The following is a 23,786-nucleotide window of genomic DNA, read 5'->3' on the forward strand; positions in this document are numbered from 1 at the left end:
GCGGGGGGCCACTCCGACGTGGGACGGGTCTGCGAGATTCGAGCCCCTGACATCCTGCTCGCAAAGCCGTATGCCGTTCTTTCCCGACCTGTGGAAAACACAGGTCAGCGTAGTGGTCGCGTTTCCTGTGACTCCTCGCCGCTCACCCTTGTTCCTGCCCTGTCGGGGTAGCCGGCCTCACCAAAGCCTTCGGGTCCGCCCGTGCGGCCCCGGCGGGTGAGGGTACGGCGGAGCATCCGCGGCGGCCGTCCTGCACATATCCCGTAAGCTCGCCTTCTCATTCACGGCAAGCTCGATATCGTCCACCGACACCTGCATCTGGCGGAAACATCTCCCCGGAACGGGCGTCTGGCTGCGGCATCCCACCACCGTTCGTGGTTATCCAGAACTGTTGAACGTGGACGACCCAGATGACGAGCGCCTCCACGCTTTCACGCGGGTTCATGGCTGGGACATCGCGAACGACGCAGATAAAAGGTCTTCGACGAGTTGCGCCGGGAAGACGGGGATGCGGCAGAGAAGGTGGTCGCTCTCTGCCGTCCATGTGTCCTACGGCTGCCGTCCATGTGCCCTGCGGCCCGTCGGCCAGTTCGCCCACCGACCACGGCTCCCGCGGCAGCCGTCGTACCGCGCCGGCCCGGTCAACTCATAGATCTGCCCGGTGCGACCGTCCTCGCGCAACGTCGCGGCCGCCGCATCGGCGATGTCGGGGGATCGACCGTCGGCTATCGCACAGCGGCCGCCCGGCCGAGAAGCTCGCGGCTCGAACCGGGAACCTACAGACCAAAAGATCGATCTTGAGTTGTTCCGGACGGTTCGATGCAGGCCGGAGGGCATGCGCAGCCCATCCTGAACGGCGCTGAACGCCCCTGTAGCGCAACCAGGAATGCGACCCCGAGGCCCCTCGGTCACCGGCAGATCTGTCGTGGGCGGATGGCAGGATCATCGCCATGACAGACATCGATGATCTTCTCCGGCGAGTGTCGGTGAAGGCGAGTGCGCCCGGGGAGCCGTTGCCTCCCCCTGCGGCGACGGAAGAGGTGGCGCAGGCAGAGAGCGTCTTGGGTTTCGGACTTCCCTCCACACTCGCACGGCTCTACTGCGAGGTGGCCAACGGAGGCTTCGGCCCTGACTACCAGCTCTTCCCGCTCTGGGGAGAAGGGCGTACCGCAGTGAACGTCTACCGTGAGGAACGTTCGATGTCGGAGTCCGGCGGTGAAGTGCATTGGCCGGCGGGTGTCCTTCCGATCCTGGACTGGGGATGCGGCATGTACGCCGCCGTGGACTGCCGGAGCCCCGAGGGAACCGTGCTGGTCTTCGAACCGAACGGGATCGATGGCGACTGGCACCGTGCCTGGTACCTCGACTCCGAGAGTCTGGCCGGCTGGCTGGAGGCCTGGCTTTCAGAAACCGGCTGGTATGAGGAGGACGCCGGCGAAGACAGCGAGATACAGCCGTGGAAGATGGCTCGGCAGCGGCTATCCGAGAGGGAGTGACCTGGTCCGATCCGTCCTGGCCTCACGGATTAAAGGGGATGGCGCCTATTGACCTTCGCGGCGCTCTGGCCTGGCGCTTCGGGTGCTGTCTCATCCTTGTTCAGGGGAGGCGATCCGCGCATAGTCCGGATCTTGAAATCCTGCCTGCTCGCCGCGCTCTCCGGCAATCCCTGACGTTCCCACTCTGCCATCAGGATGGCCGAGGCCGGCCTGGAACAGCACACCCTCGCCACGCATACCGGGATCATGCCGCACGAAAGATCCCCAGACAGAGGCGGGCTGCCCCAGATCGCGTCACTCCTCGCCGGAGAACCGCTCCCACGCCGTCTGGCGGGTGATCCCGAGAGCTTCCCCGAGCCTGGCCCAGGTGACGCCTCGGCGGCGCAGTTCCCGCGCCCACGAGCGCAGGTCAGCCTCGGCCTGGTCGATGTGGGCGGCGACGCGCGGAATGTGGCTCAGCATCTCCTCGTCAGTCAGCGATTCCCACATGGGCACGTGCGGTCCTGCGTGGCTTTTGGGGCTCCCGTCGATGATCGACGCGGATAGAGACACGCACTCGTTGCAGATGTACACGCCGGGGCCGGCGACCAGCTTGTCGACCTCGGTAGTCGGCTTGCCGCAGAAGGAGCACCGAGCGGGTTCGACCAGGGTGTCAGGCAGTGTCACAGCGCACTCCTATGACGTCAGGGCATCCCTGACACCATAGATCGTCAGGGATGCCCTGACAGCCCGTACGCGCGTTGCACCGCCCTGAAGCGCCTCGCCGGCAACCGCCCCCGCAGTAGGGCGCTCATCGCTACCGAGACACGGTCCTAGCGTCCACGTGAAGCCGGACAAGGCGTTGCGGGGCTGCCGCAGTACTCGTTGCAGTAGACGACCTCTCGAACGTCGAGCATCTCGAATCGTGATCCCGCGGACCAAAAGATCGACCTTGAGTTGTTCCGGACGGTTCGATGCAGGCCGGAGGGGCTATGCGACCTGCTCCGAACAGTCCCGGATCACCCTGAACCGCAACCCCGGATGCCCGGCAACCGTCACAGCTCCGCCCCCGGGCTGGCGTCACGTTCCGCCGCGCGGGAGGACATGTGCGGAGAGTGATTGATCAATGACTGTCAGTCATGACATGGTGCTTGAGTCTTGATCAACTCTCTTGGGAGGCACCATGCTTGCTCGCCGTCTACTAACCGTCGCCGTCATCTCCGCGACGATGGGCACAGTCACCACCCTGCCCGCCGTGGCCTCTGCTCACCGGCCCGCCGACCGCACCGCCCAGGTCGGGTCCCCCATGTGCGTCGACGTCAGCAACAACCGTGGCAACGGCACCCTGATGTACCAGTGGCAGTGCGACAGCAACAACGCCAACCAGAAGTTCGTCATCGAGGGCGGTCTCATCAAGGTGGAAGACACCATCGGCAAGCACCCGGTGATGTGTCTGGACTCCTCCAACGGCCGAGCCAACGGCACCCGGGTCTACCAGTGGCAGTGCCTGGGTAACCCTAACCAGCTCTGGGTCGTCCAGAGAGGCCTGATCATCCTCAGGTCCACCCTCAACTCAGGCAACCGCCTGTGCCTGGACGCCACCAACGGCCGCGGCAACGGCACCCAGGTGTATCTGTGGCAGTGCGACCCCAACAACACCAACCAGAAGTTCGTCATCGAAGATGGCCAGATCGTGATCAAGGACACCTTGTCCTGATCTCTGGTCACGCCCGGCACCTTCCCGATACACCGCGGGGCATCAGCGGCAGGCAGGACGGCAACCCGGTTCCCCTGTGGGCCGGGGCTGAGGAATGAAGTCCCGGACCGTCGATCACCCCACCCCGTGTGCCCCGCCCCGTGTGCCCCACCCCGTGTGATGGCCGGCCACAGCATGGTGATCGGCGTGTGGCATCTGTGCGGCGGTGCGTCCCCGGTCGGCGGATGCGGCTTGGTACGGCGGGTGCCGGGTGCGGCGTGGCCCTGAGTCCCGCCGTTCGGGACCGGCCTCCAGGCCGCATGCCCGGACGGCGGGCCGGCGGCGGGCCGTGCGACGGGCCGGCGGCGGGCCGTGCGACGGGCCGACGGCGGGCCGTGCGACGGCGCGGAGCGCCGTCACCTTGATCTCCACAAGAACAGTTCGGCAAGCTTCTTCCTGACGCACGGGCGGGCGGTCCGCGCTCTCCCTCCCCCTGAGCTATGAAGACGGCCGGGTGACTTTGCATATGGTGATAAGCGCGCTTGCGTGGGTGGCTCTCCTGCTCGGCGGCGCACTCGGTGTGCAGGGCCTGTACGTGTTGAGGACCGGTCGGTTGCCAAGCTGGTATCGCCAGCGCGATCAACGTTCGGCGCGGTTGTCTGCCTGGTTGTTCCTGCTGATGGCCGCCTTCATCATCATGATCAACCTGCCCCGGGCCGTGGGGTGGGCATCGTGGCTGATACTCACCCTTAACGCACTCGCCTTGGTGCCCTTGGCGGGGTACACGGTGCTCGCCGTGAAACAAGCTCGCCACCGATGAGCGGCGCCCCTCCCCTCGTACAGTGGAGATCCCCAGGGGCCCTCGTACAGTGGAGATCCCCCAAGGGGGAGGCCAGACGCGGCAGATCTGCCCCGGCTTGGTAGACACATCAGGGCCTGCGGCTACGCGGCAGCGTAGTCGCCTTCTCGCGTGTTCTTGAGGGCGTGTCGCTGCCCGTAATGGGCAGGACACGTGTGGCCGCCCCGCACAAGATCTACGCCATGGCGCATCCACGGCCAGAACGGCGAAACCATGCGCCGGATCCGGCAGGCCACCAAGGACTGATTCGCGCGGGAACACATCGGGAACGACCAGCCGTAGACCATCGTTGATGACCATGAACAGCCGGACCTACGAGAAGAGCCCCCTCACCGCGTTTCCACTGGCGAGAGGGCGCTTTCTGCCGGTGTGGCAGGTGCAGGACTTGAACCTGCGTAGGCCGAGCCGACGGTTTTACAGAGCCCTGCCTGGCAGATCGACACATAGCATTCGGCCTGCAAAAACGTCATCTCGATAGCTCACCGGACGCGCATGGCGACGCGCATACGACGCGAGCCATTCTCTTCGGCCTGTATCCAACTGACGTGGCGGCCCCGCCCCCTTCGATGCGAACACTGGTGGGACATGCCGGGTCGGCTCATCGGATGACGTCTGGTGCCGTCAGGTGCCGCGTCGGTGCTGTTTGATGATCTCGGCCGCGTCCTCGTGTCAACGGGTTCGCTGACTTTTCGCTGACTCGGCACATCCACACATCGGAACCCATCGCGGCTGGAGCAACCCGCTCCGACGCTGTTCTTGGATGGTCGCCACCATCCACCGCGCTCCGGCGACATCTCAAGATCATGGCTGGGATCCGCGCTCTCTGCACCAAGGCCCTGCTCGTCCAGCTCCGATTCTCCGCGCCCCAAGTCTCCCCGGTCTGGTCAAGCAGGCTGGGCAGGGAGCTTGCTGTGACGAGGCCGTGATCATCATCCGTGATGATCGGCGCATGAAACGCATGAGCGTCGCGCTGGTGGTGGCCGGCCTGTTGAGCGTCGCGATTCCCGGCGGCGCCGTGCACGCTGCTCCCGACTCGAAGTCCCTCGACTCCGTCACCAAAGCGATCAAGAAACAGTTCGCGAAGAAGAGCAGCGTGCGCTTCTCCGTCAAGCGACATGGCGGGCCCCCAGCCACCTGGGACATGAAGGCGTCCGGCGCGCACCGCTTCAGGGCTTCGGGCGTGTACGCCGCCGATACCACGACGATCCACCAGGAGCCGGAAGGGACGGGCCGGTCCCGAGAAATCAGCATCGGCCGGGAGTTCTACTCGCAGGCCTACGTGCGCTCCAAGGACGGCAAGTACGTCTGGAAATCACCGTCGACGGTGGGGAAATGGAGCTATGCGCGGACCCTGTCCGGGGTCATCTGGGGAGAGGATCTGATCAACGGGATCAACCTGGGCTTCCTCAAGCTGGCCGCCTCTCACGCTGAGACCAGCGCCAACGGCGGAAGGTTCGAGGGAGTGAAGACGACCCTCCACAGCGGCACAGTGACGGTTCCCAAGCTGGGTGAGAGACAGGCCGGGATGACCTTCGGAACCGAGAAGGAGGATGGCTCGTGGAGCGGGCCGATCACCTGGAAACTCTGGGTGGGCCCGGACAACCTGCCACGACGATTCCACGCCATCATTAAGTTCACCCGGCCGGAGGGCGGTGACGCCGAGACCATGACGATGAACATCATCTATCGAGGATGGGGAACCCCCGTCAAGATCACGGCCCCGCCCGAGCACCTCATCACTGACGACTGGTGATCGCACCAGCGTTCGCTCGGTGGCTGCGCCGCATACCGGCGATGAGAAGCGCGGCTATGCCTCCATAGAGCAGAAGAACGAACCAGAGCCCCTGCGAACCCAAGGGACAGTAGGGGGAGAAGAACGTGACGACCGAGAGCGCGTAGTAGGCGGCCGTCATGAGCGCCGCACCAGCCCCGATCCACGCCAGGAAGCGGAGTCTCTTACCTGAGGATCGCCATATGGCCACTGCTAGCACCACCAGGACGACGGGAAGAAGCGTAGCCATGGCGTCGAAGCCCAAGGCGAGCACGTCAGGACCGGTGTACCCACCCTCAGTGTTCAGATAAGCGCAAATCTGAATCCCTGAGTCAGCGTCCAGGAATCCCCAATGAGGAAGGAGCGACAGCAGAACGGCGCTCGTCCAGCACAGCAGCACACGGTGCTTCATCGCCTTCCTCCCAGACCTGCAACGCCCCGTCCTCCCGCGCGGATCTTGGGAGGAAGTCCATGATCCCGCGATGACCAGGGCCTCTGGACGAGGTACGGCAGTAGTCGCTCAGTTGGCCCCCCGGCAACGCAGAAGGCCGCTCCCGATCTCTCGGAAGCGGCCTCTGACCTGGGTGGAGATGAGGGGATTCGAACCCCTGGCCCCTTCGATGCGAAGCCATTTCGCCCGGATAGGGACCTTGGCGAATGTGTCGCCTGAGCTGGGGAAGCGGTCCATGACGGTCCACGGTCGTCCGGGCTCGTCCGCAGTTGTTGTCACTCAGTCCGCGGTGCCTGCCGTGCCCGAGGTAGCCGGCTACGGCCGCTCGCGGGGCTCGTCACTCCGCCGGCCACTTCTCCTTGTCGGCCACGAAGCTCCCGCGCTGCGGCAGGGTCATCACCCATCCCTCGTCGCGAAGCATGGCGACGGCCTGGCGGGCGGTGTCACGGGCCACGCCATGGTCTCGGACCATCTCCGACTCGGAAGGGATCCGGTCGCGGGGCTGTAGCTCGCCGGCCTTGATCCGCTCACGGATGATCGCCGCCACCTGCTGGTAGATCGGCGTCGGATCGAACCTGTCTATCTCCACGGAGCGACGTTAGAGACGTAGCCCACGGGGCTCATATGGGCAACGTCGTAGACGAGGTAGACAAGGTAGACGTAAGGTCGGCCCATGACCCGGGCTTACCACGGCCCCCACGTTGGGCCGCTCCAGGCAGACCACGAAAAGCTCGTCTGGCTCAAGCCGCTTCCCCGAACCGACCGCGTGCGCGTACGGCAGCACACCTGTGAGTGCCGGGAAGACCTTTACGAGCTGTGCGCCTCCGGCGGCCTGATGTTCATCCGCCGCACCATGCGGAGATCACGCGGAACCTTCGTCCACGAGACGGAGCGCTGGCTCAGCAAACGCACAGAGGAAATTTGGCTCCTCCTGCTGGCGGGGCAGATGCGTTGACTAGAGGCTAAATCGCCAACTTCTCCGTAAGTCGCGTTTGATCATTCACAGTCAGTCGATCTATCCCGACGATCATCCAGGTCTCCCTCATCGAGTAACCACAGCACTCTCGATCTCCGACAGGATAGATTTGCTTAACGCTCACGGCGTCGTTTTTTATTCTTTGGCCGCCCTGACTGCCCCTTGTCCATCGACAGCTTAAACGCAGGTAGGCTAAAACTTTCCACCCACTCAAGAGAAGCGGCAGCAAGGATTCCCCGAGAGAAAGACTCTTTTAGCTGCTCGGCGAAGTCCTCTGGAGAAATATTTCCACCGCCGGACTGATCATGAAGGTCGAATCCAAATCCATAGAATACCAGAACGCGACTCTTGGCTCTCGCTAGCTTAATCCATCGAGCGGTCGGGAGGGCAGTAGATTCTCCCCAGACCCCGCCCTCTGCATCTTGAAGCACGATACCGCCAGCTTTGCCCACAAGAGCCCACCCAGGAGCAAGCCGAACAACAGGACGATCCGGCGAAACTCGAAAAAATCCCTTCTCGCAAATCATCTCAATTTGCATCTCTATTGAGCCGCCATCAGTAGTACGCGAAAAACCAACAAAATATCTCGGCTCAAGGAAAACCACGGGATAGGTAACTGCAGTCGCCGCTTCCAGCCTGTCCCACCCGCTAGGGACAGGAGAAAGCAATGTTCTCGAAAGCTCCCTATCCGAAGTTAAGAAAAAGCGAACTGCAACTTCAGTCTCCTCAAGCATCTCTCGCATCCGTGCAGGAGTAACCGCAGCCTGAGAGATTTCATCAATTTTATCCAACGGAATTTCGAATGTAGGCTGCTCTAGAAATTTTCGGTTTCGCTGCGAATCGGCCTCTATCCGAATAAGATCCCGCGTGATCTTATTCTCCATTGAGGCGAGCAGCCTTAACCAGGCTTCGCTAGAAGGGGAGTCATCATCGGAAATCAACGAGTAATCTATGTTATTTAGTGCGGATTCGAAAGATTCGACATCCATCCTCTTAAGAGCAATGACAGCATCTAATAGCGCGAAACGAATACGGTCGCGAGGAGAAGCAACCCTCATTAGTTCTGCGATATCGACAATATCCGCTAGCTTCAAAATAAAGTCTGCAGCTTCTTCGTCATCGCCTATCAGCCATGCGGCTGATGCATTAAGACCTACATTATGAAAGAGCAGCCCTACAGATGATTTGAAAAGAGAGTGAGGCCCTATGTGCGAACGAAGGACATCAAGCTCATCAGAAGCATTTCGCCATTTTAGCTGTCGAGTTAATGCTTCGATCAATAGGCGACGAACTTCTATTTCTTGGAGAAGTAGAGGAGTTCCCTCCGAAAGGATCTCGCATGCTAAAGCCTCAGCTCTATTGCACTTGCTGGAGGACATTAAACGGCCAAGCTCCGCCACTCCCCTCAGCGTTTCCGCTGCAGGGGTAGTTGGTAGGCCTTCCACAAGAGAACGGAAGGCGGAAAGCATCCTTCGGATTCCCTGGCTACTCTGAGAACTATTGGATATATGCTCCAGAAGAAGAACAACTTGAGTTGCTAGGTATATTGCAGCAGAGGAGTTCTCACGAGACAATCGCTCGGTAAAATCTAGCACACGCTCCAAATGATAAATGATCGAGCTATCTATTGCCGACTCGGTAGCTCTCATTACTGACAGGAGGTAGATTCGCCCCTGCGCAGCGAGAAGCTCATTAGGATCATCTATTTCTTCAAGCCATGCGATCTCAAGCTCTAGAAACTGACGCGCAGCATCATGTTGCCCATACGAATGATGGAATACAGCCAAGTTTCCGATTAGGTGAGCAGTTTCGTTTGTTTTAATACTCAGTCGACGAGCATGGCTAGCCAAGCTAGAAGCATGCTGGGCGATTTCCCAGGAGAGCTCACCTCTTCCAGTCTCCATGGCCACTGTAAGCCATCGTTCAACATGGTGGCATGCGCACGGTACTACTTGATAAGCTAGCGGCTTGCTCTCAAGCTGCATTCTCAATACATCTTGCAAAACAGAATTCATCGCTATTGTTAACTTAGTGCCCGACTCTCCCTCATATATGGGTCCAGAGAGAGGTTTTGAGTAACGAACAAAGGACACTTGAGAAAATACTCTTACCATCTCCCTGATGGGCGTATTAAGTTCATCAGCAATTACCGCCCCTACGCCATTGTCCGGAACACTCTGCGGCTCAACGAACGCTGAAACGGCAAGTAGATGGACGGGAATTTGAGATGGAGAAAAATAGCATGCCGTATAAAGCATGCCAATCGCAGAACTCTGATAATCCTCCCCTTGTGGAAGGATTTCCCGAATGCGCCCGACTCCCATCATTATGGCTGCAACAAGCGTTCGAGGATAGCCTAGGGGTACAGATATCGTGTCATTGAGAGACCTTTCTTTAACTAAAGAAAGGTAGCCTTGTATTTGCTGTAGACTAATTTCGCAGCTGACTACATATCCGCACGCAAGCTCGATCGCAAGGGGCCAGTTCTCAAGTGTCTGAACCAGCTCTATCAAGCTGTCTTCGTAGAGAGACTTCTCTTCCTGGTTCACAGAAAGGCGGAGAGTCGCTAGTTCAAGCGCTTCCAGCATACTCATAGAGTTTACGGGGATGACCCTACCCATTCGACGCCAGCCAGCGCTGTCGATAGATGTAACCAACACATGCCCGTTACCAGTGTGAGGAATCCATCTGCCAACGTCCTGTGGAGTTGCGTCATCAAAAATCATTAGCCAGGGACCAGGAAGTTGACGAAGGATATCATGTATCTGCTGTCTTACAGATTCGACTCCGTCGTCTTCTCCTACTGCCCGTCCTCTGCTAGAAATTCTTCCTTTGAGGTATCGAAACGAAGCATAGAGAGAATCTTCACTCGATGCATCAACCCAGAAAACTAGCTCGTATCTATCTGCATACTCTGCAATGTACGCAGACGCCAAGCTGGATTTTCCAATTCCAGATAAACCGGCCAAAATGGATAGCTGCAAGCTATTAATGGCCGACTCAGATTTAAAGAATGACTCCTCTATGCTCTGCATCAACTCTGGCCGCCTGACATCAGGTACCGGAGCAACTGGGCCGTATACTGCGCTCCATTCCTGGTACCCGAGGGATCGAATCAGTTGCTCATCATCTATAATTACCTCTTCTCTAAATTCATCCATCTGCCATTCTGCGCTATCAGGATCAGCCGCCCTGCGAAGTATCTCTGAAATGAGATACCCTATGACTAGTCCGGCTGACCGTTCTCCAAGTCTTGGATGCTGACGCCCACGCATAGCCCTTAGCTCATCGCGAAGAGCATTCCGGATTTCATCCTTATTTCTTCTATCGAACTCGATTCGCGCACGACTGAGGCGATCAGCGTTTTCGGTAGACAGATTCGCTAGAAGAGTTTTACTATTTTGCGATTTATTAAGCAGCTTCTCTAGCGCGTTTACACGGGAATCCGACGACAGGTTCCGATCTTTAAGGATCTCGGCTAGTCGCCTGCAGTTTTTATCTGGCTCCGCTGAAGTTATCAGCTCGTAGCGCTCAGCATCACAACTTGAAATCAACTTGAATATTACCGATAGAGCATCTGGGGCACTTACTTTTTTGCCCAGCCTGGCGCTTTTAACCTGAACGGCCAGGGCGACTTCTCCAGAATGATTGATTAAATCGAAATCAACGGAATCGACACTTTCTAGTGATACTGACCCAACTGGCCCCTCAATCCTACAAGCATGAATACCTGATCGACTTGCGCCTGCAAGTAATGCCTCTAAGGTTCGGAGATACTGAAACTGATATCCGCGAGCGGAGATCCGCCCACCATCCAACAAGCTCACTTCTTCCCCTTGGAGTCCTTTAAGCTAGGGATTGAAGACTCGAAATCATAACAAGCAATACGATGATAGCAATAGTATCCGGCAGATCTGTTTACGGACCAAGATGGCCATACGCTGGTCACCAGGATTAAGTGCCTACCACTAGTTCCTATAGAAGGAGGGCCGTTAATCTGTTATTTAACCCTTATGGGAAGATATGCCCCAACGGCAGATAAACGGACCGCAACATATGCGGATCACCTCGTACGCCATCGGCCCACCGCGAAGCGGCAGCGGGCCGGGGACGGAGGGGCAAGCTCGGCCTCGCGTGTACGTCAGCCGGCCGCCGTTCCTCGATCATTGGATGCCATCCCGCACGGCCGGGCTTGCCCCGGAGGAGCCGGTCTGCTGGGCTTGCCTGGGTCGATGGCGTACGAGGTGATCAGCCCCGGCCACCCCACAACCCCGGCTCGTGCTCGGCGATCACCTCGGGGCCGGAGTGCCCCGCCGGAGGCATGCTTTGACCTCCGCTGTCTGCGTCGCCGTACGACTGTCGCCTCGCCGTATCCCGTCCGGCCTGCTGGTCTCCTCCCCCTTCTCTGCCTGGCGTCCGATGTGCGGTGGGCCGGTCGGGCGGGACCGGCCCGAAGAGGCCGCACGCCCGCCCGGTTCCGGCCGACCGCCCGCCGCCCACCGGGCGGCGGCTTGATGACGTAGGGAAGATTTGAACCATGCAGCTCTGTAGGCGCTTGTCCTACTTCGGTTGATGCTTGACAGTGCGGCTTCGGTTGATGCTTTACACCCCTTCGGCTGACCTGCCTTCCTGGTGATTGTTGACGATCACGCGGGGAGGCCGGGTTGGCGCTGGTGGAGTTGAGCGTCATGGAGCAGCGGTATCGCGCTGTGCTGGAAGTAGAGGCGGGCTGTCCGGTGACCGAGGTCGCGCAGCGATACGGGGTCTCGCGTCAGTCGGTGCACGCGTGGGTGCGCCGGTATCAGAGCGCAGGACTGGCCGGGCTGGCGGACCGGTCGCATCGGCCGCAGGCCTGCCCGCATCAGACGATCACCGAGGTGGAGGCCGCGGTGTGTGAGCTGCGCCGTTCGCACCCACGGTGGGGGCCGGCCCGGCTGGCCCATGAGCTGGGCCGGCGCGGGGTGGAGCCGGTGCCGTCGCTGACCACGCTGTATCGGATCTTGGTGCGTAACACGCTGATCGTGCCGGGGCAGCGGCGACGCCCCAGGTCGTCGTATGTGCGCTGGGAACGCGAGGCGCCGATGGAGTTGTGGCAGCTGGATGTGATGGGGGCGGTGATGCTGGCCGACGGCCGGGAGCTGAAGCTGATCAGCGGCATCGACGACCATTCCCGGTTCATCGTGATCACGCAGTTGGTGGTGCGGGCCTCGGGCCGGGCGGTGTGTGCGGCGTTCGCGGCGGCGTTGCGGGCTTTCGGGGTGCCGGATGAGGTGCTGACCGATAACGGCAAGCAGTTCACCGGGCGGTTCACCAAGCCCCGGGCCAGTGAGGTGCTGTTCGAGCGGATCTGCCGGGAGAACGGCATCACCGCCCGCACCACCCAGGTGCGCTCGCCGACCACGACGGGCAAGGTCGAGCGCTGGCACAAGACGGTGCGCCAGGAGTTCCTCGCCGCGCATGAGCCGTTTTCCAGCCTGCAGGCGGCGCAGGAGGCGCTGGATGCGTGGGTGATCGACTACAACACGGTGCGGCCGCATCAGGCGCTGGAGATGGCTGTTCCGGCCGACCGGTTCGTGGTGCGCCCCGGCCGGGATGAGCAGGACGGCGGGCCGGTGCTGGTGTTGCGGCTTCCGGCGGAGTTGGCCGCGCTGCCTGCCCCGGCCGCGCGTCAGGTGCGGGCCGGAGCGGCCGATGCCGTCGAGGCGATGTCGGTGACGCCGGTGGCGGTGGAGGTCGAGCGCGTCGTGCCCGCCAGCGGCAACCTGACCGCGTGCGGGCGGCAGGTGTGGCTGGGCAGGGCGCGGGCCGGGCAGACGGTCACCGTCTGGGCCAGTACCACGACCATGTGCGTGTTCATCGGCGAGGAGCTGATCAAGACGCATCCGGTGACGTTGTCCAGGGCTGATCTGGGGCGGCTGATGGCCGGCGGCGGACGTGCGGGGCGCCCGTGTCCGGCTGCGGCGGTGCCGCCGGGACCGTTGTCGGCTGATGCGGTGGTCGAGGTCGACCGGATGGTCAACAACGCCGGGTGCGTGGGCCTGGCGGGCAGGCTGCTGAGCGTCGGGGTTCCGCTGGCCGGTCAGCGGGTGACGTTGCGCATCGACGCGCGGACGGTCCGGGTGATCGCCGATGGAGTGCTGGTGCGCACCAGGCCGAGCCCGTTGACGCCTTCCCAGCGCGGCCGGTTGCATGGCGCCCGCCTGGCTCAGGGCGTCGACGGCGCGGTCGTCGGCCGGTTTCCGACGGTGGAGCGGGTGGTGTCGGGCAACGGCACGCTCATGGTGGCCGGCTGCAAGGTCCAGGTGGGCCAGGTGCACCGCGGCAAGGTTGTCACTGTCGTCCTTGAACCGGCCCGGTTGCGGGTGCTGTTCGAGGGCGAGGAGCTGTCGGTGCATCCGCGCACGATCATCAAGGAGGTCAACCGGCTGCGGGCGAGCGGCCATATCGACTACAGGATCTAGGCCTGGTGGAAAGCATCAGCTGAGACTGATCCGTCAATCATCAACTGAAGGTTTACACAGCTCTGTAGGCGCTCACTATCGGCTATCCCTGCCACGTCGCCTACTGGCTTGAGCTTCGCATGTTAGGTAGCGCTCGTGTCGTCCTTCACTACGAAAGGTGCATAGCCGGCCGAGAGCTCGGTCACCTGTAGGTCGGAGAACACCAGCATGGTGTTGTGGCCGTCATTGGTCTCGAACCGGACCTCGTGAAAGTCGATGCCGAGGGCTTCCGTCCACTCCTTCGCTCGTGTGGAGTTAGGGATGATCTCCGCGCCCGGGTAGAGCCACTGGCATCTCGCACCCCACGTATAGCCCTCCAGATCATGCGTCCTCGGATCAGCGAGAAGGCGATCATCGAGAGATTCCCTCCACTGCTCTGGAAGGATCGCTGTGCGCGCGTGCGCCTCCACGCAAAATCGGAAGAGATAGCGGAGGTAGACAGGTGCAATCCCCGACCGTGGGTCAGTCGTCACATAGATGATCATCTCGTAGTCGCGCATGTAGTCGGTGTACGCGTGATAGATCAACGCCTGGTCGAACACATCGTCCAGAGCGTTTTGAAGATCCGCGACATCCATAGCTGCTCCCTACGCCACTGCTGTAAAGGCAACTGCGAGCTCGTGCATGCTCCGGACCACCGCATCGGCCCCGGCCTCGGCGAGACTCATCTCTTTGCCTCGCTCGTTGGCGTAGGCGATGCTGCGGGTTCCGGCGTTGGCCGCGGCCTGCATGTCGAAGTCGGAATCTCCGATCAGCACAGCTTCGCCCGGCGGCACGTCGACCATCTCACAGGCTCGGAGCACCGATCCGGGGTGCGGCTTCATCTCAGCGGGATTGCCGATCGGCCGGCCGACGACTCCGGCAACCTGCTCCCTCAGATCGGCTAGACCGAGAAACGTCTCGATCGCCGGTCCGGAGTTGTTGCTCACGATCACCACTGACCGGTCCGTCTCAGCACAGGCTTCGAGCAGTTCCCGCACCCCCGGCGTGATCTCGGCGCAGCCTGCGGCCTCGACCTCGTAGGCCATGAACGCGGTCTCCACCTTGTCGACCAGGCTCGGCGCGAAGTCCGCCGTACGGCGCAGCACCTTGAGCGGGTCGTCCAGCTCCGCGACATCTTCGGGAAGCTCCGCCCCCTCGTCCTGGAGCAGCTGCTTGAGCCGGGCCGCGACCACAGGCGCCGGCAGACCGGCGAAGACGCTGCACACCGGTCCGTCGAAGTCGAGAAGCACGGCGCGGGACTGCCGGAAGATCTCCGTCAGTGCCTCGGTCACAGCTCGACTTCCCGGCTGATGGTGGTCCACATGCTCTCGAACCACGCGCGGACCTGGGCGACGTACTGCGACTGCATCGACGACGCGTCCTCGGTCACCTGGTAGTGGAACAGCACCGCGTCCTTGCCCATGACGTCGTACAGCTCGTGCGGCTCGCCCTTGATCCGGACCGTGTGCTTGACCACCGGGTAGAAGCCGAAGAACACCTGTTCCCGGTTGATCACGTAGAACTTGAACGCCGGGGTCGTCTGGTGGATGCGGACTTCGACGGATGCGGACTTCACCAGTCCGAGGTCCGCCAGCTCGTGGACGGCGTCGGCGATGGCCTGGGTGCTGCGCTGCTGGATGCGGTGGGCGCGTGCCCGGATCACCGGGTCATCGCTGAGGTCCTCGGCCCGGCACGGCAGGGACATCGGGTGGTCCATGTCCGGGACCAGGATGCGGATGTTGATGGACTCGGGTGTGAGCCGTCCGAGGCGGATCTTGTCCAGCGGCTCCTGGAGCATGCCCTGAAGCGTCTCCCCGGAGAAGCCGGCGAAGTCGATGGCGACGTTGGTCGCCTCGAAAGCGTGCTCGATGTGCGGCCGGAGCTCCACCGGGCGCTCGGTGCGCTCCCGGACGAACACTCCGCTCCCCTGACGCGACACGATCAAGCCCTCGTCCCGTAGCAGGCGGATCGCCTGCTGAACGGTCATGCGCGCCACGCCGTACTGCTTGGCGAGTTCGGTGCCTGAGGGCAGCTTCTCCCCCGGCTCGAACTTCTTCGTCAGGATCGCCGCACGCAGGGCGTTCGCCACCTGCTGGTAGGGCGGGCGCGGGTCGTCAGGGTCGAGACTCATCACGCAAATCAGTCTAGTTCTCCTAGGTCGCCTAGGCCAGTTAATCCAAGAGGCTTGACATGGCTAGCCATGCTGGTCAACATTGAGCCATGGCCAACCTGGCTAGGCAGGTTAGACAACTCAAGGAGTGATCCACATGCGCAACATCCCCGTCGACCTCTCGGCCCTGGCGTTCATTGTCGCGGGCGAGCCCGAGCCCAAGATCGTGGACCGCGCTACGGGTGAGGTCAAGAGGGACGCGGAGGGGCGGGAGCTCTACACGATCCCGCTGCTGCCCAAGCCGAACGACGACCGGCGCAACCCGGTGATCGTGGTGACGTTCCCCAGCGAGACGTTCCCGCAGATCCCCGAGGGCGTGCAGGTCGTCCCGGTCGGCCTGGCCGCGTTCTTCTGGTCGATGAACGGCCGTTCCGGTCTCGGCTTCCGCGCCGAGACGATCCGGCCGGCCGCGGCACGGGCCGCCTGACCGGCCGGATGTGACGCCCCTGGAGCGGGCTCGCCTGGCAGCACCGCCCGCTCCGGGGCCTCCCTCTCGCCTTCACGAAAGGAGAGCACCCATTATGTTCGAGCGTCTGCTCTGGCCGGCCCTGGTCATAGCTGCGGTCACCACCCTGTTTCTGTGCTGGCGCAGGTGGCACCGGCCTTCGTTCTGGTACGTGGTCGGCTATCCGCTCGCCGCGATCACCGTCCGCGCCACCTGGCGCAAGGTCGCCTTCGGCTGCGGGCTCACCAAGAAGCGTCAACGGTTCTGGTTCACCACCGTGCCCGGACTGATCTCCTCCACCGGCACCGTACGGGTCAAGCGCAAGTTCCAGCGGGTGGCGGTGGACACCAAGCCGTGGATGTGGCTGCCGCTGCCAACCCGGCACGGCTGGCGGGTCACCGTTCACACCCTGGAGGGCCAGGTGCCCGCTGACTACAGCGCGGCGGCGGAACAGCTGGCGCACTCGTGGGGCGTGCACGCGGTTCGCGTCTCCTCGCCCCGGCCGGGACGGGTGGTGCTCGCCGTGACCGTCCGCGATCCCCTGGTGCGCATCGACGACCTACCTCCTTCGCCCGACCTGCTCAAGGTCATAGTGGGGCGTCTGGAGACCGGTCACCCCTGGGAGATCGACTTCCGTACCGTCCCGCACTGGCTCAACGCCGGCGCCACCCAATCGGGCAAGTCCAACCTCGCCAACGCCCTGATCGTCGGCCTCGCGCCCCAACCGGTGGCACTGGTCGGCTTCGACCTCAAGGGCGGCGTGGAGTTCACCCCGTACCGGCCTCGGCTGTCCGCCCTGGCCACCACGCGGGCCGAGTGCGCGGCCCTGCTGGACGACCTGGTGAATCTGATGACCGACCGCATGGAGACGTGCCGGGAGGCCGGAGCACGCAACATCTGGCAACTGGACGGCGAGAGTCTGCCGGTACCCGTCGTAGTCCTGGTCGACGAGCTGGCCGAGCTGTACCTGATGGCCGACAAGAGTGAGAAAGACGAGATCGCCCGCACCTCGACAGCTCTGCTGCGGGTCGCCCAGCTCGGGCGGGCCTTCGGGATCTATCTGTTCTGCTGCGGCCAGCGGATCGGCTCCGACCTCGGCCCCGGCGTCACCGCCCTGCGCGCCCAGTGCTCCGGCCGTATCTGCCACCGGGTCAACGATCCGGAGACCGCGACCATGACCCTCGGCGACCTCGACCCCGCCGCGCTGGTGTCGGCACGAGCGATCCCCTCGGAAACCCCCGGCGTCGCCATCGTCGCCTCACAAGATGGCCAGTGGTACCGGGCGCGCTCCTTCTACGTCTCCGAGGCTACCGCCGAGTACGCCGCTCACCACCATGCCCACCTGGCTCCGTCGTGGGCCGAGGTCATGGTTCCTCGCATCGGTGACACCGTGCGGGACCTGCACGCGGCCTGATCTCACCTCCCCGCGGCCCGGTGTGAGCCCTGATCACGCCATGTCCCTACCTGACCCATGCCCGAATCCGGAAGGAGGTGAATCGCGATGACCGGTCACAAGCCTGGCCGCGTCCGCTCCACGCTGCTGGACTCCGCGCCGATCGTGGTCCTGGCCGTGATCGCGGCAGTGGGGTCCTTCACTCACATCTCCGAACTGGCCGCCGAACACGGCCAGCACGGCTGGCAGTCCTGGGCGGTCGCGGTGTGCATCGACCTGATGTGCGTCATGGCCGCCCGCGAGCTCCAGCGCGACAAGCGCACCGGCCGCCCCCGACGGGGGCCGATCTCCTGGCCCGCTCTCGTGCTGGCCGGCGGCATCGTACTCACTCTGGCCGCCAACCTGGCCAGCGCCGAGACCTCGGTCTGGGGATGGATCTGCACCGCGATGCCCGCGGTGGCCTTCCTGGTGGCGGTCTCCATGCTGGAACGCCGCGCTTCTCACCGGCCTCCGTCTCCGGCCGTCGTCGTCGACCCGGCCCCGGCACCCGTCCCCGAGATCGACACAGCTCCCGTCCCCGCTCCCGAGGCCGCCGAGGGCTCTCCGGGCCACCCGCCTGGTCCGTCTCCGGCCCTGCTCACCTTCGCCCGGCGGCTGGCCGACGAGCACAGCGCCAAGCACGGCCGTCCCGTCACGGCGGACCTGCTCCGTACCCGCATGGGCATCTCCGGCGATCTCGCCGCCGACCTGCTGCGGCAGATCGTCACCGATCCCGTCTGACAGAAAGGACCCGACCCGTCATGACTCTTCCCAACCTCCCGCACCTGGTAGAGGCTGCTCGCGCGTGGGCGCGTGGCTCCTACGCGCTGGAAGCCGCCGTAGAACTGCTGATCTGCCACGGCACGTGGCTGTACCGGAGTGACTTCCTCCGTATGGCCGTGGAGTACGCGCCGGCCAGCTACAGCAGGATCCCGCTCGCCGTCATCTCCTGGGACACCCTCCACGCGGCGCTGTGCAACGGCCTGCTCCCCTGCTCCAACTCCGAGGCGGCCATCCTGCGCATCGTGCTCAGCATCGCCGCGGGCCACCCTGTCGACCTCGGCCCGGCCATCACCCGCCTGGATTCCACCAACCTCGCGTACGTCCTGGCCGCTATCCGGCATGCCGGCGGTGACCGGTCCGCCTGGGCCATCGCCGAACGGGACGCGCCATGACCCGGCTGATCTGCCCCTTCTGCCGATGCTGCGCCCGCTACGGCTGCGAGCTCGACGGCGACCCGACTGACTGCGATCGCCTCGACACCACCTACGACACCCGCTGCCCCTGTCCCCGCTCTGAGGAAGGAGACACCCCGTGATCCACGCCTACGCCTGCGGCACCTGCAACGGCACCGGCCTGGTCAACGACGACAGCGACAGCAGTCCCTACCAGATCGCAGTCACCTGCCTCGACTGCGACGGCACCGGCATCGACACCTGATCGGCGACGCCACCACGGGGCGGCTCAAGCCTGGCAGCCCGCCGCTCCGTGGGGCGTCCCCTTCGCTCGCTCGCAAAGGAACCACCAGTATGCGCCACCGACCATGCGCGGACTGCGACGGCTACGGATCCGTCTGCGTCCGTCCGGCCCATCGAGACAACGACCAGTTGATCACTGTCGACCGCCCCGGCTGCGGGGGCACCGGAGAGGAGGGGAAGTGACCGAACAACCCGCCCACATCAGCGACCTGATCGGCCCGGTCATCCGGGACCTGACCCACCACTCCGGCCGAGACCTGAACCGCTGGCTCCACCTGGTCGACCGGCTGCGCGGCTGCTCCGACCCGATCCGCCTGACCGGCGAGGTCTCCACCCTCGACTCGGGCACCGGGGAGATCCTGCATCACTACTCCACCGGCGGCGAGCCGCACGGACAGTTGCTCGTCCGCTGCGGCAACCGGCGAGCCTCCCGCTGCCCGGCCTGCGCCGAGACCTACCGGGCCGACACCTTCCACCTGATCCGCGCGGGCCTGCTCGGCGGGGACAAGGGCGTACCGGCCACCGTGAGCACGCACCCGCGCGTCCTGGCCACCCTCACAGCCCCGAGCTTCGGCCCGGTCCATCGAGGTCCCGACAAGCACGGCCAGGCCGACGTCTGCCACCCCCGCCGCACCGGGCCGGCCTGCTTCGAGCGGCACGCCTCCGGGGACCGTCGCATCGGCCAACCCCTCGACCCCGACACCTACGACTACGTGGGCCACGTCCTGTGGAACGCCCACGCGGGCAAGCTGTGGCACCGCTTCGGGATCTACCTCCGGCGGCACCTGGGCATGGCGGCCGGGCTCACCCGTGCCGAGTTCAGCCGACAGATCCGGCTGTCCTTCGCCAAGGTCGCCGAGTACCAAGCTCGTGGGATCATCCACTTCCACGCGGTGGTCCGCCTCGACGGCCGCGCTCCGGAAAGCGGAATCGACGCACCACCGGCCTGGGCGACCGTGGAACTGCTCTCCGAGACCATCGAGTCCGCAGCAAAGGCCGTACGTCTCGACGTCCCCGACCCGGACGGCGAGACCTCTCGGGATCTGTGCTGGGGCGCGGTCGACGTGCGGCCGATCGCATCGACCGGCCCGGACGGGTCCGCGCTCTCCGAGGCGGCGGTGGCCGGCTACGTCGCCAAGTACGCCACCAAGGCCGCCGAGACCTCCGGCACCCTGGACCGGCGGATCAAGCGCTCCGACCTTGCCCGGCTCGAACAGCACGGTGCCACCGAGCACGCTGCCCAGCTGATCCGTACGGCGTGGGAGCTCGGCAATGCTGAAGCCCATCCCGACCTCGCGCCGCTCCGGCTTCGGCAGTGGGCGCACATGCTCGGCTTCCGCGGCCACTTCTCGACCAAGAGCCGGGCCTACTCCACCACCCTGACCGCTCTGCGCCGCGTCCGCCTGGAGTATCGCCAGGCCCGCGACCTCGGGCGGCTGCCGTACGACCCCGCCGCCACGCTCGTCCTCGCGAACTGGAAGTACGCGGGCCAGGGCTACACGGCCGGTGAATCCGCACTCGCCGCCAGTCTCGCCCCACCGCCAACCACGCCACATGACCGGGAAGGAGGTGGGATCCCACATGGATCACAAGCTCTACCGCACTCCTGAGGCTGTCGGTGGAACCAAGCCTCTCACCGTTGCCGAGTTCTGCGCCGAACTCGAAATCTCCCGCTCCACCTTCTACGACTGGCGCGCCAAGCGCCGTGCCCCCAAGTGCATCACCCTGCCCAACGGCAGCCTGCGCATCCGCCGCGCCGAGTACGAGCGCTGGCTTGCCTCCCGAGAGGACGCCGCCTGATGAACACCACCTATGACGTGCGTGTATGGCATGTGCTTACCAACAAGAACAAGGGCGGGAACACCTACACCGTCCGCTGGCTCACCGCCGAAAAGCCGTGGCGGGAGACGTTCACGACGCGAGCACTCGCCGAAAGCTTCCGCGCTGAACTGCTCACCGCGCTTCGGAAGGGCAAAGCGTTCGACCTGGCCACCGGGCGACCCGCCGAGCACGCCGGGAAGCGAGGTCAGGCGGTCACGTGGTGGACGCTGATGTGCGACTACGTTGATCATCGCTGGGACGATGCGGCCCCGAACACGCGCCGCTCGATCGCTGACGCGCTTGCCACTGCCACGCTTTCCCTCCTCGCCAACGGGGCCGGCAGTCCACCTAAGAAGGAGATCCGCCAGGCCGTGGCCAAGTGGGCCGCTCATAAGCCGCGGCGCACCACCGGGAACATGCCAGCGGAGATCGCCCGTGCGGTTGCCTGGCTGGAAAGGAACACGGTTCCCGTGTCCGCGCTTGCCGATGAGGCCGTGGTGCTGGGAACGCTGAAAGGCATCTCCAGAACCCTGACGGGAAAGACCGCGTCGGGGACCACGATCGCCCGCAAACGTGCGGTCTTCTACAACATCCTGGACTACGCGGTGAGCCCGGCGAAGCTCTTGACCAGCAACCCACTGATCAGCGTGAAATGGAAGACCCCGAAGGTTGCCGAGGAAGTCTCTCCCCGCCGCGTGGTCAACCCGCAGCAAGCCGCGGCGCTGTTGACCTCAGTTGAAAAAACGATGGATCAACTGACGGCGTTCTTCGCGGTCATGTACTACTCGGCCCTGCGCCCTGCGGAAGCCGTAGACCTGACCGCTGATGAAATCGACCTTCCCGGGGCCGAGAACGGCGATGAGTGGGGATGGTTCTGTCTCGGCGGTTCCGCGCCGGCGGTGGGGGCCGACTGGACGGGCAACGGGAAACGTCGGGAGTCACGCGAGCTCAAGCATCGGGCGCGCAAGGCAGTCCGGCCGGTGCCGATCCCACCGCCCCTGGTGGCCATTCTCCGAGACCACCTCGCCGAATACGGGGTGAGCCCGGACGGGCACCTGTTCATCGGGGAGCGTGGTGGCCCGCTCTCGGAAAGCGTCTACGGTCGTGTCTGGCAGAAGGCCCGTACGGCAGCGCTGAGCAAAGTAGAGGCTGCCTCGCCGCTCGCGGCGCGGCCGTACGACCTGCGACACGCCTGCGTCTCCACATGGCTCAACGCCGGCGTCCCGGCTCCCCAGGTCGCCAAGTGGGCGGGGCACAGCGTGAACGTGCTTCTACGGGTCTACGCCAAGTGCATCGTCGGCCAAGACGACCTCGCCCGGAAGCTGATCGCCGAAGCCCTGAGCCCCTCACAAAACCCCGACTGATCGCCGACGCGCATACGACGCGGGCACCCGTAGTGCGCCGTTGACGACCATGAACAGCCGGACATACGAGAAGAGCCCCGTCACTGCGTTTCCGCTGGTGACGGGGCTCTTTCTGCTGGTGTGGCAGGTGCAGGACTTGAACCTGCGTAGGCTGAGCCGACGGTTTTACAGACCGCTCCCTTTGACCACTCGGGCAACCTGCCGCGTCATCCGCTTGAGGCGGCGACAGGAAGAAGAATAGCGGACTTCCGGGCGTGACGTGACATCGGCGGAGACCGCCTGTCGACGGGCTGCCGTACCTGTACTTCTGAGGCTTGCGCCTGCATCTGGCGGGCAGCTACGGGGGTGGAAGGGCTGACGGGGAGCTGGGGAGGGCTGGAGGCTCCGGGGTGGGGGTGCCCGTCGCCCGGGTGGGGCGGATGGCTTCCCGGGAGGTGAGGGTGAGCGTCGTGCCGCGCGGGGGCAGGGGCCGGCACCGGCCGTAGAGGCTCCATCGACACCGTCATCTGAGCGTTGACGGTCACGTTCATCATGAGCCGATAAGCGAAGCGCTAGGGTCGGCATGAGAGCTAGAAAGGATAGTCGACGCATGGCCGACAGCAGTTTTGACATCGTCAGCAAGATCGACCATCAGGAGGCCGACAACGCGCTGAACCAGACGGTCAAGGAGGTCGGGCAACGATTCGACTTCAAGGGCACCGGCGCGTCCATCGCCTGGTCGGGCGGCCAGAAGGCTGTCGAGATCAGGGCCAACAGCGAGGAGCGCGCCAACGCCGTCCTTGACGTGTTCAAGGACAAACTGATCAGGCGTGGGCTCTCGCTCAAGATTCTGGACGCGGACGAGCCCAAGCTGTCCGGCAAGGAGTACCGCCTGGTGGTCACCCTCAAGGAGGGCATCGACCAGGAGCACGCCAAGAAGATCTCGAAGATCATCCGGGATGAGGGGCCCAAGGGGGTCAAGGCCCAGATCCAGGGTGAGGAGCTGCGGGTGAGCTCCAAGAAGAGAGACGAGCTGCAGGAGGTCATCGCCCTGCTCAAGGGCAAGGACCTGGAGATCGCCCTGCAGTTCACGAACTACCGCTAGAGACGGGCGATCGAGGCCCTGACCTGCAGCTTCAGGGTCAAGCTCGGCGCAAGAGGCACATCCGGGGCACACGGCCGGCGACGCATGTCTCCGCCTGTGCCCCGGCCGCTCCCCGGCGGAGCCCGCAGGCGGCGGTGCGGAAGACTATGCGGAGCGGGTCCCGTGCCCGAATGCGCCGGCGCCGGGGCCATGCGACTCCCGGCCGGTTAAGGCCGACGTGCGGCATCCGTCCCGGTGAGGTCATGTGCGGCGCCTGCTCCGTTGAGGCCGGTGTGCGACATC

General features: G+C 63.8%; 23 protein-coding genes, 1 tRNA gene and 1 pseudogene. 16 read left to right on the forward strand and 9 right to left on the reverse strand.

Features of this window, described 5'->3' with window-relative positions; genetic code table 11:
* Positions 1-950 precede the first annotated feature (950 nt).
* Positions 951-1,496: an SMI1/KNR4 family protein gene (locus ACZ6R6_RS04185; RefSeq protein ID WP_470090057.1), complete on the forward strand. Its 546-nt coding sequence runs from the start codon at positions 951-953 to the stop codon at positions 1,494-1,496.
* Between the two features lie 90 nt (positions 1,497-1,586).
* Here ACZ6R6_RS04185 and ACZ6R6_RS04190 read toward each other — a convergent pair whose 3' ends face one another.
* Entirely contained in the window at positions 1,587-1,733 is a 147-nt protein-coding gene (locus tag ACZ6R6_RS04190; protein WP_470090059.1) for a hypothetical protein, read from the reverse strand.
* Positions 1,734-2,021: 288 nt separating this feature from the next.
* Positions 2,022-2,162: pseudogene (locus ACZ6R6_RS04195) on the reverse strand (ClpX C4-type zinc finger protein); the annotation flags it as partial.
* A 496-nt stretch (positions 2,163-2,658) separates the two neighbouring features.
* Here ACZ6R6_RS04195 and ACZ6R6_RS04200 point away from each other — a divergent pair.
* From ACZ6R6_RS04200 to ACZ6R6_RS04210, 3 genes are all read left to right on the forward strand, one after another.
* Entirely contained in the window at positions 2,659-3,192 is a 534-nt protein-coding gene (locus ACZ6R6_RS04200; RefSeq protein WP_470090060.1) for an RICIN domain-containing protein, read from the forward strand.
* 529 nt (positions 3,193-3,721) lie between these two features.
* Positions 3,722-3,991, forward strand: coding sequence for a hypothetical protein (locus ACZ6R6_RS04205; RefSeq protein WP_470090062.1), 270 nt, complete (start codon positions 3,722-3,724; stop codon positions 3,989-3,991).
* A gap of 961 nt (positions 3,992-4,952) precedes the next feature.
* Positions 4,953-5,783: a hypothetical protein gene (locus ACZ6R6_RS04210; RefSeq protein ID WP_470090064.1), complete on the forward strand. Its 831-nt coding sequence runs from the start codon at positions 4,953-4,955 to the stop codon at positions 5,781-5,783.
* Here the strand turns inward: ACZ6R6_RS04210 and ACZ6R6_RS04215 are convergent.
* On the reverse strand, positions 5,767-6,213 hold the full coding sequence (locus ACZ6R6_RS04215) for a hypothetical protein (protein ID WP_470090066.1): 447 nt from the start codon (positions 6,211-6,213) through the stop codon (positions 5,767-5,769). The genes ACZ6R6_RS04210 and ACZ6R6_RS04215 overlap by 17 nt on opposite strands.
* 376 nt (positions 6,214-6,589) lie before the next feature.
* Positions 6,590-6,841, reverse strand: a complete 252-nt coding sequence (locus ACZ6R6_RS04220; RefSeq protein ID WP_470090068.1) for a GntR family transcriptional regulator — start codon at positions 6,839-6,841, stop codon at positions 6,590-6,592.
* A gap of 84 nt (positions 6,842-6,925) precedes the next feature.
* Between ACZ6R6_RS04220 and ACZ6R6_RS04225 the strand changes: the two genes are divergently transcribed.
* Positions 6,926-7,207, forward strand: a complete 282-nt coding sequence (locus ACZ6R6_RS04225; RefSeq protein WP_470090069.1) for a hypothetical protein — start codon at positions 6,926-6,928, stop codon at positions 7,205-7,207.
* Between the two features lie 134 nt (positions 7,208-7,341).
* On the opposite strand, the gene ACZ6R6_RS04230 is transcribed toward ACZ6R6_RS04225, so the two are convergent.
* Positions 7,342-11,055: a hypothetical protein gene (locus tag ACZ6R6_RS04230; RefSeq protein ID WP_470090071.1), complete on the reverse strand. Its 3,714-nt coding sequence runs from the start codon at positions 11,053-11,055 to the stop codon at positions 7,342-7,344.
* A gap of 852 nt (positions 11,056-11,907) precedes the next feature.
* On the opposite strand from ACZ6R6_RS04230, the gene ACZ6R6_RS04235 reads away from it, so the two are divergent.
* Positions 11,908-13,689 (forward strand): IS481 family transposase, encoded by a 1,782-nt coding sequence (locus ACZ6R6_RS04235; protein WP_470090471.1) that lies wholly within the window; start codon positions 11,908-11,910, stop codon positions 13,687-13,689.
* A gap of 122 nt (positions 13,690-13,811) precedes the next feature.
* Here the strand turns inward: ACZ6R6_RS04235 and ACZ6R6_RS04240 are convergent, their stop codons facing one another.
* The 3 genes from ACZ6R6_RS04240 to ACZ6R6_RS04250 are packed head-to-tail and all read right to left on the reverse strand — an operon-like array spanning position 13,812 to position 15,841.
* Complete coding sequence (locus ACZ6R6_RS04240; RefSeq protein WP_470090072.1) at positions 13,812-14,306, reverse strand: YxiG-like protein; 495 nt, start codon at positions 14,304-14,306, stop codon at positions 13,812-13,814.
* Positions 14,307-14,315: 9 nt separating this feature from the next.
* Positions 14,316-15,002: an HAD family hydrolase gene (locus ACZ6R6_RS04245; protein ID WP_470090073.1), complete on the reverse strand. Its 687-nt coding sequence runs from the start codon at positions 15,000-15,002 to the stop codon at positions 14,316-14,318.
* Positions 14,999-15,841: a GntR family transcriptional regulator gene (locus ACZ6R6_RS04250; RefSeq protein WP_355577893.1), complete on the reverse strand. Its 843-nt coding sequence runs from the start codon at positions 15,839-15,841 to the stop codon at positions 14,999-15,001. The genes ACZ6R6_RS04245 and ACZ6R6_RS04250 overlap by 4 nt, the downstream gene beginning before the upstream one ends.
* A 136-nt stretch (positions 15,842-15,977) precedes the next feature.
* Here ACZ6R6_RS04250 and ACZ6R6_RS04255 point away from each other — a divergent pair, with 136 nt between their 5' ends.
* The 9 genes from ACZ6R6_RS04255 to ACZ6R6_RS04295 all read left to right on the forward strand — a co-directional run bounded on the left by ACZ6R6_RS04255 (position 15,978) and on the right by ACZ6R6_RS04295 (position 22,420).
* Complete coding sequence (locus ACZ6R6_RS04255) at positions 15,978-16,307, forward strand: SCO3933 family regulatory protein (protein WP_355577891.1); 330 nt, start codon at positions 15,978-15,980, stop codon at positions 16,305-16,307.
* A 94-nt stretch (positions 16,308-16,401) separates the two neighbouring features.
* Positions 16,402-17,739: an FtsK/SpoIIIE domain-containing protein gene (locus tag ACZ6R6_RS04260; RefSeq protein WP_470090074.1), complete on the forward strand. Its 1,338-nt coding sequence runs from the start codon at positions 16,402-16,404 to the stop codon at positions 17,737-17,739.
* 87 nt (positions 17,740-17,826) lie between these two features.
* On the forward strand, positions 17,827-18,498 hold the full coding sequence (locus tag ACZ6R6_RS04265; RefSeq protein WP_470090075.1) for a DUF2637 domain-containing protein: 672 nt from the start codon (positions 17,827-17,829) through the stop codon (positions 18,496-18,498).
* A 20-nt stretch (positions 18,499-18,518) separates the two neighbouring features.
* Complete coding sequence (locus ACZ6R6_RS04270) at positions 18,519-18,932, forward strand: hypothetical protein (RefSeq protein WP_364104746.1); 414 nt, start codon at positions 18,519-18,521, stop codon at positions 18,930-18,932.
* Positions 18,929-19,075, forward strand: coding sequence for a hypothetical protein (locus tag ACZ6R6_RS04275; RefSeq protein ID WP_470090076.1), 147 nt, complete (start codon positions 18,929-18,931; stop codon positions 19,073-19,075). The genes ACZ6R6_RS04270 and ACZ6R6_RS04275 overlap by 4 nt, the downstream gene beginning before the upstream one ends.
* Positions 19,072-19,197 carry a hypothetical protein gene (locus tag ACZ6R6_RS04280; RefSeq protein ID WP_470090077.1) on the forward strand — a complete coding sequence of 42 codons (126 nt, stop codon included), beginning with the start codon at positions 19,072-19,074 and terminating at the stop codon, positions 19,195-19,197. Before ACZ6R6_RS04275 ends, ACZ6R6_RS04280 begins: the two co-directional genes overlap by 4 nt.
* Before the next feature lie 217 nt (positions 19,198-19,414).
* A complete protein-coding gene (locus tag ACZ6R6_RS04285) occupies positions 19,415-20,845 on the forward strand; it encodes a replication initiator (RefSeq protein ID WP_470090078.1) in 1,431 nt (476 codons plus the stop codon).
* Positions 20,817-21,035 (forward strand): helix-turn-helix transcriptional regulator, encoded by a 219-nt coding sequence (locus tag ACZ6R6_RS04290; protein WP_355577878.1) that lies wholly within the window; start codon positions 20,817-20,819, stop codon positions 21,033-21,035. The genes ACZ6R6_RS04285 and ACZ6R6_RS04290 overlap by 29 nt, the downstream gene beginning before the upstream one ends.
* Entirely contained in the window at positions 21,035-22,420 is a 1,386-nt protein-coding gene (locus ACZ6R6_RS04295; RefSeq protein ID WP_470090079.1) for a tyrosine-type recombinase/integrase, read from the forward strand. Before ACZ6R6_RS04290 ends, ACZ6R6_RS04295 begins: the two co-directional genes overlap by 1 nt.
* Before the next feature lie 121 nt (positions 22,421-22,541).
* Here ACZ6R6_RS04295 and ACZ6R6_RS04300 read toward each other — a convergent pair.
* Positions 22,542-22,623: transfer RNA gene (locus ACZ6R6_RS04300), tRNA-Tyr, on the reverse strand.
* Positions 22,624-23,009: 386 nt separating this feature from the next.
* Here ACZ6R6_RS04300 and ACZ6R6_RS04305 point away from each other — a divergent pair.
* The gene (locus ACZ6R6_RS04305; protein WP_470090080.1) at positions 23,010-23,504 is read left to right on the forward strand and encodes a YajQ family cyclic di-GMP-binding protein; all 495 of its coding nucleotides are present in this window, start codon (positions 23,010-23,012) and stop codon (positions 23,502-23,504) included.
* Positions 23,505-23,786 lie beyond the last annotated feature (282 nt).

The sequence above is a fragment of the Streptosporangium sp. NPDC048886 genome, assembly GCF_055586905.1.

Coding starts and splice junctions, on each gene's coding strand:
- ACZ6R6_RS04185 (WP_470090057.1), top strand. CDS start 951: ATGACAGACATCGATGATCTTCTCCGGCGAGTGTCGGTGAAGGCGAGT.
- ACZ6R6_RS04190 (WP_470090059.1), bottom strand. CDS start 1,733: ATGCGTGGCGAGGGTGTGCTGTTCCAGGCCGGCCTCGGCCATCCTGAT.
- ACZ6R6_RS04200 (WP_470090060.1), top strand. CDS start 2,659: ATGCTTGCTCGCCGTCTACTAACCGTCGCCGTCATCTCCGCGACGATG.
- ACZ6R6_RS04215 (WP_470090066.1), bottom strand. CDS start 6,213: ATGAAGCACCGTGTGCTGCTGTGCTGGACGAGCGCCGTTCTGCTGTCG.
- ACZ6R6_RS04225 (WP_470090069.1), top strand. CDS start 6,926: ATGACCCGGGCTTACCACGGCCCCCACGTTGGGCCGCTCCAGGCAGAC.
- ACZ6R6_RS04240 (WP_470090072.1), bottom strand. CDS start 14,306: ATGGATGTCGCGGATCTTCAAAACGCTCTGGACGATGTGTTCGACCAG.
- ACZ6R6_RS04250 (WP_355577893.1), bottom strand. CDS start 15,841: ATGAGTCTCGACCCTGACGACCCGCGCCCGCCCTACCAGCAGGTGGCG.
- ACZ6R6_RS04255 (WP_355577891.1), top strand. CDS start 15,978: ATGCGCAACATCCCCGTCGACCTCTCGGCCCTGGCGTTCATTGTCGCG.
- ACZ6R6_RS04260 (WP_470090074.1), top strand. CDS start 16,402: ATGTTCGAGCGTCTGCTCTGGCCGGCCCTGGTCATAGCTGCGGTCACC.
- ACZ6R6_RS04265 (WP_470090075.1), top strand. CDS start 17,827: ATGACCGGTCACAAGCCTGGCCGCGTCCGCTCCACGCTGCTGGACTCC.
- ACZ6R6_RS04270 (WP_364104746.1), top strand. CDS start 18,519: ATGACTCTTCCCAACCTCCCGCACCTGGTAGAGGCTGCTCGCGCGTGG.
- ACZ6R6_RS04275 (WP_470090076.1), top strand. CDS start 18,929: ATGACCCGGCTGATCTGCCCCTTCTGCCGATGCTGCGCCCGCTACGGC.
- ACZ6R6_RS04290 (WP_355577878.1), top strand. CDS start 20,817: ATGGATCACAAGCTCTACCGCACTCCTGAGGCTGTCGGTGGAACCAAG.
- ACZ6R6_RS04295 (WP_470090079.1), top strand. CDS start 21,035: ATGAACACCACCTATGACGTGCGTGTATGGCATGTGCTTACCAACAAG.
- ACZ6R6_RS04305 (WP_470090080.1), top strand. CDS start 23,010: ATGGCCGACAGCAGTTTTGACATCGTCAGCAAGATCGACCATCAGGAG.